Genomic DNA, 8,638 nt, shown 5'->3' on the forward strand with positions numbered 1-8,638 from the left:
TATTTTGGGGTTTGGTGGGTGTATCAATGTTCAACACACCCTAACATTCCTAAAAAATCCGCCCAATAAAAAACGCACCGATAAGGGGTGCGTTTTTAGCTTAAAAGGCTATAATTTTAAAATGATAAAATCATTTTTTGCCTTTTTTAGCAGCTTTTTTGTCAGCAGGGTTTACCGCGTCTTTTAGACCTTTACCTGCTTTAAAGCCTGGCACTTTGCTGGCAGCGATTTGTAGTGGCTCACCAGTCTTAGGGTTGCGACCTGTGCGGGCAGCACGCTCTTTCACGCTAAAAGTACCAAAACCGACCAATACCACGTCATCACCACGCTCCAAGGCACCTTGCACACTAGAAGTAAAAGCATTAATGGCTTTGGTGGCTTGCTCTTTGGTAAGACCTGCTTCGCTGGCGATAGCGTCTACTAATTCTGATTTATTCATGATTTATCCTCATGTTGTGTTGATGATAAGAATGTGAAATGAATTTACATTTGCTAAGTCTTGCAATAGCAATAAAGTCAGCAAAAGCAAATCTAAGCCTACAACACATACTGCATGCTTGGGCTTATTTTGAGTGCATTGTATAAGGGTATTGCCCATTTTACAAGGGGTATGGCAAAATATTTTTATCTTTTTTACAAAAATACCCCATCAAAGGCGTGATATTTACGATAAAAGCTTACTTTTATCCTTTTTTACCAAAAAATCACGCATTGGTTACATTAAGGTGGTTTACTTTTTTTGGATATCATTTTATCATTAGCATTATTTTTTAATCAGATAATCACGCATGACCGACCCACAGCCGACTCACAACACCAAACCCAGTAATCCACAACCAACCTATCGCACCGATGATGGCGGTGTCTCTCGTGGGTTGTTAAATGTTCTATTGGTGTTTTTAGAATCAGCCATCACTCTAATTCTCCGCTTTGACCCCAAATTGCGACAGCTTGCCTACCCACTTGCCGAGCGTGGTACGGTGGTCTGCATTCGTACCTACCTGCCTCACGTGCAGTTTTATGCCACGTTTGGCTATCGCGGGGTGCTACTTGATGACCGCCTGCCCAATGATAAAACCACGCCCGACATGACGGTAAACGCTTACAGTTTTCAGCTCATCAATGCCATTACCACGCATAGCAGTAGCAGTGTTGAGTCGCTACAAATTCGTGGCAGTCATGAAGATGTGCATGACTTTAAGGCATTTTTGGTGCAGTTGGGCGTGGGCGGTGTCATTCAAAATCTACTGGGCAAAGTCAAAGGCAAACCTACCCCCACCCCCGAACAAAAAGCCGAAAAACAAGAAAACTACAAAGCCAAAATCGCCGAGCAGTCTGCTCGCATTGATGAGCTAACGATACATAATCACAAGCTAAATACTGCTCTCATCGAACTACAAGGCAAACAAAAAAGCACCTTTATCGCCCTTGTTGTCGTGGGCATCATCGCACTGGTTGCCATCATCATGAACTTTGTTTGATTATTTTTTACGCATAAAAAGGCGACCTTTCCGCCTTTTTATTGATTTTATTGGTTATTTATTTTATTGGCTTGATTTTTTGCCCTAACGCCAAATATCAATTCCTACTCCTTTAGTCGGATTGCAAACCACATCTGCCATGCTATGATAACTCTCAATATTTAGTTTCAGTTTAATTTGGGCTATATCTGACAGGCAATTCAAAAGATAAATTTATGATGAATTTTATCAATGGCAAAAATCAATTACTTTGATAAAAAATAATCTTGACTGGATTACTAGGAATTATTATAATAGTCACATATTATCTACCCACGCCTAGCTTAGTTGCCATCAACGTTAGGCTAGGCAATTTGGAAACCCTATTATGCGATTGACAACTCGTGGACGCTATGCAGTAACCGCCCTACTTGATTTGGCGGTACAAGAAAGTCGCCATCAAGGGGCGGTATCCTTGTCTGACATTGCAAAGCGTCAATCCATCTCCATCTCTTATCTTGAACAACTTTTCTCAAAGCTACGCAAAAAAGGCTTGGTCAGCAGTACTCGTGGGGCATCTGGCGGTTATCATCTTGCCAAACCCTTAGACGAGATTGACATCATGAGCATCATCACCGCCGTCGATGAGTCCATTAACGCCATGCAGTGCGGTGGCAAGGGTGACTGCCGAGATGGCGAGATGTGCCTAACGCACGACCTGTGGCACAACTTATCAAGCCACATCGAAGCCTATCTAAGCAATGTTACCCTAGCCCAACTTTTAGAATCCAAGCACACAGGGTACATCGCCGACCGCCAACAACAAAAAATGGTTGGCGAGAAAAACGACAAAACCAATTCAATCAATACAATTAACTTAGGGGTTAATCCAGCATGAGCCAGTCATCACTTATTTATTTAGATTATGCCGCCACCACGCCAGTCGCCCAAGAAGTCGCCGACAAAATGGTCAAATACATGACCTTTGACGGGATTTTTGGTAACCCTGCCAGTCGCTCGCACGGCTTTGGTTGGCAAGCCGAAGAAGCGGTAGAAAATGCCCGTTTGCAGATTGCCGAGACAGTCGGTGCCGACAGCCGTGAGATTGTGTTTACCAGTGGGGCAACCGAGTCGGACAACTTAGCCCTAAAAGGCGTGGCTCATTTTTATCATCAAAAAGGCAAACACATCATCACATCAAAGATTGAACACAAAGCAATCCTAGACACCTGCCGTCAATTAGAAGAAGAAGGTTTTGAAGTTACCTATCTTATCCCCCAAGAAGCCACAGGGATTATCACGCCCGAGCAGGTAGAAGAAGCCATTCGTCCCGATACGATTTTGGTCAGCCTTATGGCGGTAAACAACGAGCTTGGTACGGTAACTGACATTGCCAAAATTGGTGAGATTACCCGTGCTAAGGGTGTATTGTTCCATGTGGACGCTGCTCAAGCCGTTGGCAAAATCAAGATTAACCTAGAAGAGCTAAAAGTGGATTTGATGAGCTTTTCAGGACACAAAATCTACGGTCCTAAGGGGATTGGTGCATTATACGTTCGCCGTAAGCCCCGTGTGCGTATCAAAGCCGAACAGCACGGCGGTGGACACGAGCGAGGCATGCGTTCTGGTACGCTTGCCACGCATCAAATCGTGGGTATGGGCGAGGCGTTTGCTTTGTCGGTTGCTCGTTTTGACGAAGACCACGTCCACATCACTCGTCTGCGTGATAAGCTGTGGAATGGCTTGCAAGGCATTGAAGAGATTTATTTGAACGGCAGTTTTGAGCATGGCATTCCCAATATCCTAAACGTGAGCTTTAACTTCATCGAAGGCGAGAGTCTAATGATGAGCCTAAAAGATTTGGCGGTGTCGTCTGGTTCGGCGTGTACGTCAGCAACCTTAGAGCCGTCTTATGTCTTGCGTGCCATTGGTCGCCCCGATGAGCTGGCTCACTCGTCCATTCGTTTTAGTATCGGTCGCTATACTACCGATGAAGACATTGACCGTGTGCTTGCCCAAATCACCGATGCGGTAAACAAACTTCGTGAGCTGTCGCCCCTATGGGATATGTTTAAAGAAGGGGTGGATTTTAGTAAGGTTGAGTGGCAAGAGCATTAATCTTGCTTCAGAAATTGTAAGGTGTGTATGACGCACCAATCAAAACCCATATTTAATTTTGATTGTTCCAAGCCAATTTTAGTCCTAATTAAAAACGCAAGGCAATCATCCCAAACAAAGAGAGAAAAACTATGGCATATTCAGACCAAGTCATTGACCATTATGAAAACCCCCGCAATGTGGGTAACCTAGACAAAAACGCCAAAAACGTTGGCACAGGTATGGTGGGAGCCCCCGCCTGTGGCGATGTGATGCGTTTACAAATTCAAGTCGGTGATGATGGCATCATCGAAGACGCAAAGTTTAAAACTTATGGCTGTGGCTCGGCAATCGCATCAAGCTCGCTCGTTACCGAATGGCTCAAAGGCAAAACCCTAGACGAAGCCCGTGCCATCAAAAACCTAGACATCGCCAAAGAATTGGCATTGCCTCCTGTCAAGGTGCATTGCTCGGTACTTGCCGAAGATGCGATTAAGGCGGCGATTGATGATTATCAAGCCAAAGTAGCGGCGGCTTAATTTTTTTGGGGGGGGACATGGTTATTGAAAATTATACACCTGATGATTTGTTTAAGCCAATCGGTGCATATAGTCATTTTAGTAAAGCAGGAAATATCATTCATATTTCTGGAACGCCCGCTGTTAATCCGCAGACTGGCTTAATTGAAACTGACAATGCTTATGACCAAGCAAAACAAATTTTGTTGAATTTTCAAACCATGCTAAAATCCGCCAATGCTGATTTAAAAAATATTTTACATATCCATGTTTTTTTAAAAAATGTTGATGATTTTCAAGAAATGAATCGTGGATATATGGAATTTTTTGACGGCAATTTTCCTGCAAGAACCGTCATTGTTGTTGCTGATTTGCCCAAGCAGGGTGCATTAATGACGATGAATGCAATGGCGGTTGTAAGCGAATAATTTTTTTATTTAATATTTCAATCCATAGGAAAGACTTATGATTACTCTAACAGACCGAGCGATAACGCACGTCAAAGACTTTTTGGCAAATCGTGGAAGCGGTGTGGGCATTCGTGTCGGCGTACGCACGGCGGGGTGCTCAGGTCTTGCCTATGTGCTTGAATTTGTTGATGAACCAAACGACACCGATGAACGATTTGACAATGACGGCGTGGGTGTGTTCGTTGATCCAAAAAGCCTTGTCTATCTGGACGGCTTACAAATGGATTACGTTACCGAAGGGCTAAATTCTGGCTTTAAATTTACAAACCCCAACCAAACAGGTGAATGCGGTTGTGGCGAATCCTTTACGGTGTAACTTATGGCGTTATTAACCAATCATTTTTTTGAATTGTTTGGGCTACCTGTGGCGTTTGGCATTGACAAATCCGCCCTAAAAGCGACCTTTTTACACCTGCAAAAACAGCACCACCCCGACAATGCCGACAATATCGCCCAAGCCGAGCAAAATACCGCTTTGATTAACCACGCTTTTGACACCCTAAACCGTGATGACAGCCGTGCAGTCTATTTGCTTGAATTATCAGGCGTGGCACTTAATTCGGACAAAACCATTGCCGATGAGCCGTTTTTGATGCAGATGATGAGCTATCGCATGGAGTTAGAAGATGCCATTTTTGACAATGATAAACATACAATCAGTCAAATTGCCAACAATATCAATACCTTAATGAGCCAAACGGCAGACGACTTTGACAGCGTTTATCAAGCAAAAGACTGGCAAACCGCCCAAATCATCGCCCAAAAATTACGCTTTTTGGGTAAATTGCACGATGACATGACGGACGCTCTGTCCAAATCATCAAGCCAAGATGACGGGCAAGATGATGATTTATATGTGTGATTTTTTATTATTTTAAAATTCAAAAAACTTAAACAACCCATAAAATGCCATAATACCATGTCCCTACTTCAAATCAGCGAACCCAACCAATCCGCCAAACCCCACGAGCACCGCTATGCCTTGGGCATAGACTTAGGGACGACTCATTCTTTGGTGGGCGTGGTACGCTCAAGACGGGCGGACGTGTTGCCCTTTGGCGACAGCCCCCTATTACCGAGCGTGGTCTATTATGGCGACAAGGCGGACGTCCCCATTGTGGGTAAGCACGCCTTGACTTATAATGACCCCAAAAACACCATTATTTCTGCCAAACGCTTTATGGGGCGTTCGCTTGCCGATATTAAATTTAGCCACCCTTACGAGCTGGTTGGGGGCGACAACGCCATGCCAGCGTTCGTTACTGCACAAGGCGACAAATCGCCCGTTGAAACGTCTGCCCATATCCTAGCCAAGCTCTACAACCACGCCAAGGCAAGCCTACCGCCTGACAGCATACAAGGGGTGGTGATTACCGTGCCTGCCTATTTTGACGAAGCCCAACGCCAAGCCACCAAAGACGCAGGGGCGAGCATTGGACTCAATGTCTTACGCCTTTTAAATGAGCCAACCGCCGCTGCCATTGCCTATGGACTTGACAAATCCGCCAAAACAGGCACTTATCTGATTTATGACCTAGGCGGGGGGACGTTTGATGTGTCGGTGCTATCCCTAAAAGACGGAGTGTTTGAAGTCTTGGCCACAGGCGGAAATTCGGCTTTGGGCGGAGATGACATTGACCGCTTGATTGCCAACTTTTTTATCAAATCGGCAGGACATGACCCCAAAGGCGTGGACAACGCCCAAAAAAGCACCCTTGCCAACCTTGCCAAAAGCTACAAACAAAAACTCTCACAGCGTCAAGCGGTGTCGGTAGATATTGAGATTAACGGTGTGCCATTTAGCACCCTACTAAACCAAGACACACTCGCCCAAATCTGTGAACCTGTGATTCGCCGTAGCTTACAGCTTTGTGAGCAGGTGTTGGCGGACGCTCGCCTTGACAAGCATGAGCTGGTTGATGTGGTGCTGGTGGGCGGTTCTACTCGTATGCCAATCGTGCAAAATGCAGTGCAGGCGTCTTTTGATAAAGAACCGTTATGCTCTATCAATCCCGATGAAGTCGTGGCACTTGGGGCGACAAGGCTTGCTCATCAGCTCATCAACAAGCAAGATGACAATCTGCTTCTGCTTGATGTTACGCCCCTATCGCTTGGGCTTGAAACCATGGGCGGACTGACCGAAGTCATCATTCCACGCAACACCCCCATTCCTGTGGCACGCAGACAGACCTTTACCACGCACACGGACGCTCAGACGGGCATGGTGATTCATGTGGTGCAAGGCGAGCGTGAGACCGTGGCGGATTGTCGTACTTTGGCGAATTTTACGCTGACGGGCATTCCACCGATGAAAGCAGGGCTTGCCCGTGTGGAAGTTACCTTTGCCATTGATGCCAACGGTCAGCTTACCGTATCGGCAATGGAGACAACCACCAAAGTCGCCAGTAAAATTGATGTCGTGCCAAGCTATGGGCTGACCGAAGAGCAACAAGAAGAGCTGTTAAAAGCAGGCTTTATCCACGCCAAAGCCGATAAAGAAAAGCGTATGCTTATCGAAGCCAAAGTAGAAGCCGAGCGTGAGATTTTGGCATTGCAATCGGCATTGGGTGAATTTGGCGAGCTTTTAAGCGATGACGACAAAACCAAATTAAACGAAAAAATAACCGCCGTAAAATCCGCCATTGACACCGCCCAAACTGTCGATGATAAAGCAATGCTGGATAAGGCGGTGAGCGAATTAAAACCGTTGTCGGATAATTTTGCGTCCGTCATCATGAACCAAAATGTCAAACAGGCACTTGCTGGCACTAAGGCAAGCGATTGGCAATAATTGCCGAGCCTACTAATTACAACCTATTGATTTTAAATAATTAAGTAAAACTATTATGGTAACTGTAACCGTACTTCCCCACCACGAAATCTGTCCAGAAGGGGCAACCGTTGAGCTAAACAAAGGCGAAAACCTGCTTGAAGGCTTGCACGAACACGGCATTAACATTGAACACGCTTGCGACTGCTCAAAGGCGTGTACCACGTGCCATGTGGTTGTCCGTGAAGGTTTTGATAGCCTAGAAGAAATGGACGACATAGAAGCTGACTTGCTTGACCGTGCGTGGGGGCTAGAACCCAACTCTCGCCTATCGTGCCAATGTGTGGTCGCTGACGAAAACCTAACCGTCTATATCCCTAAACATACCTTAAATCATGCAAAGGAAGGGCATCATTGATTGGGTTTACAAATAATAACCGCTTTTATACTGAACCAACCCCCCCCTTTAGACAACAGATTGAAGGTTAAGTTGTTGCAAGTGGCTGTATTAACCCTGATTGGACTAAGTCCTGTATCGTTCTTTGAACCTTACAGGACTTAGTCCTTTTAGTTTGGTCTTTATTCTATCATAATTGTAATAATGAATGTACTCATCAATGGTGGTTTTAAGTTCATTGATTGAAGCAAACTTGGTTTGTTCATAAAAGATTTCCTGTTTTAATGTGCCTTCGAGTCTCTCTATCACTGCATTATCAAGGCAGTTGCCTTTTCTTGACATGCTTTGAATGATGTTTTGTTCTGTTAGGGTTTGTTGGTAATGAAACATCTGATAACGCCAACCTCTGTCTGAATGGATAATAGGCTTGTCATTTGGTAGCTTGTTTGCTTGGTTTTCTTGATTATCTTTACTTAATCTGAGTAAGGCATCATCAAGCATTTCTTTAACTAAGTCATAAGTAGGATGCTCTTTGATGGTATAACTCACAATTTCCCCATTAAACAAGTCTATGATGGGCGATAAATAGAGTTTTTGGTAAGTTTTGCCATCACCCCCATTTGATACAACCTCAACCTTAAACTCTGTAATGTCCGTTACCCACTTTTGATTGAGTCTTGTGGCTTAAAAGCCTCTTTGTAGGACATTCTCTTTAATTTTATCTTGGTGTTCACCTTGATAGGATGAATAGGGTTTATGTCTTTGTTGTCTGATGTTGGCTTTTAAGCCCATTGCTTGCATTAAGCGTTGTCCCTTTTTATGGTTGATGATAATGCCCTGACCAGTAAGTGTTTGATTAAGCTCTGCACAAATCCTAAGATACCCATATCTGCCTTTATGCTTATGGTATACCAACCGAACTTAAA

At 44.6% G+C, this 8,638-nt stretch carries 11 protein-coding genes and 1 pseudogene; 9 read left to right on the forward strand and 3 right to left on the reverse strand.

Features of this window, described 5'->3' with window-relative positions:
• Positions 1 to 130: 130 nt before the first annotated feature.
• Positions 131 to 439 (reverse strand): HU family DNA-binding protein, encoded by a 309-nt coding sequence (locus B5J93_RS12120; RefSeq protein WP_079326609.1) that lies wholly within the window; start codon positions 437 to 439, stop codon positions 131 to 133.
• Positions 440 to 788: 349 nt separating this feature from the next.
• Here B5J93_RS12120 and B5J93_RS12125 point away from each other — a divergent pair, with 349 nt between their 5' ends.
• From B5J93_RS12125 to fdx, 9 genes are all read left to right on the forward strand, one after another.
• On the forward strand, positions 789 to 1,481 hold the full coding sequence (locus tag B5J93_RS12125) for a hypothetical protein (RefSeq protein ID WP_228144939.1): 693 nt from the start codon (positions 789 to 791) through the stop codon (positions 1,479 to 1,481).
• Positions 1,482 to 1,848: 367 nt separating this feature from the next.
• Entirely contained in the window at positions 1,849 to 2,358 is a 510-nt protein-coding gene (locus B5J93_RS12130) for an Rrf2 family transcriptional regulator (RefSeq protein WP_079326610.1), read from the forward strand.
• On the forward strand, positions 2,355 to 3,578 hold the full coding sequence (locus B5J93_RS12135) for an IscS subfamily cysteine desulfurase (protein ID WP_079326611.1): 1,224 nt from the start codon (positions 2,355 to 2,357) through the stop codon (positions 3,576 to 3,578). Before B5J93_RS12130 ends, B5J93_RS12135 begins: the two co-directional genes overlap by 4 nt.
• A 131-nt stretch (positions 3,579 to 3,709) precedes the next feature.
• A complete protein-coding gene (gene iscU, locus B5J93_RS12140) occupies positions 3,710 to 4,096 on the forward strand; it encodes a Fe-S cluster assembly scaffold IscU (RefSeq protein WP_079326612.1) in 387 nt (128 codons plus the stop codon).
• Between the two features lie 17 nt (positions 4,097 to 4,113).
• Positions 4,114 to 4,503: a RidA family protein gene (locus B5J93_RS12145; RefSeq protein ID WP_079326613.1), complete on the forward strand. Its 390-nt coding sequence runs from the start codon at positions 4,114 to 4,116 to the stop codon at positions 4,501 to 4,503.
• A gap of 37 nt (positions 4,504 to 4,540) precedes the next feature.
• Complete coding sequence (gene iscA / locus B5J93_RS12150; protein ID WP_078275266.1) at positions 4,541 to 4,861, forward strand: iron-sulfur cluster assembly protein IscA; 321 nt, start codon at positions 4,541 to 4,543, stop codon at positions 4,859 to 4,861.
• A gap of 3 nt (positions 4,862 to 4,864) precedes the next feature.
• Positions 4,865 to 5,407, forward strand: a complete 543-nt coding sequence (hscB, locus tag B5J93_RS12155; protein ID WP_079326614.1) for a Fe-S protein assembly co-chaperone HscB — start codon at positions 4,865 to 4,867, stop codon at positions 5,405 to 5,407.
• Positions 5,408 to 5,464: 57 nt separating this feature from the next.
• Positions 5,465 to 7,336 (forward strand): Fe-S protein assembly chaperone HscA, encoded by a 1,872-nt coding sequence (gene hscA, locus B5J93_RS12160; RefSeq protein ID WP_079326615.1) that lies wholly within the window; start codon positions 5,465 to 5,467, stop codon positions 7,334 to 7,336.
• Between the two features lie 55 nt (positions 7,337 to 7,391).
• Positions 7,392 to 7,733 (forward strand): ISC system 2Fe-2S type ferredoxin, encoded by a 342-nt coding sequence (gene fdx / locus B5J93_RS12165; RefSeq protein ID WP_078275263.1) that lies wholly within the window; start codon positions 7,392 to 7,394, stop codon positions 7,731 to 7,733.
• Positions 7,734 to 7,838: 105 nt separating this feature from the next.
• On the opposite strand, the pseudogene B5J93_RS12170 reads toward fdx, so the two are convergent.
• A pseudogene (locus tag B5J93_RS12170) lies at positions 7,839 to 8,384 on the reverse strand (IS3 family transposase); the annotation flags it as partial.
• Positions 8,385 to 8,396: 12 nt separating this feature from the next.
• Positions 8,397 to 8,627: an IS3 family transposase gene (locus B5J93_RS14435; protein WP_079326617.1), complete on the reverse strand. Its 231-nt coding sequence runs from the start codon at positions 8,625 to 8,627 to the stop codon at positions 8,397 to 8,399.
• Between the last annotated feature and the right edge of the window lie 11 nt (positions 8,628 to 8,638).

It is taken from the genome of Moraxella equi, from assembly GCF_002027555.1.
GTDB classification, from domain to species: domain Bacteria; phylum Pseudomonadota; class Gammaproteobacteria; order Pseudomonadales; family Moraxellaceae; genus Moraxella; species Moraxella equi.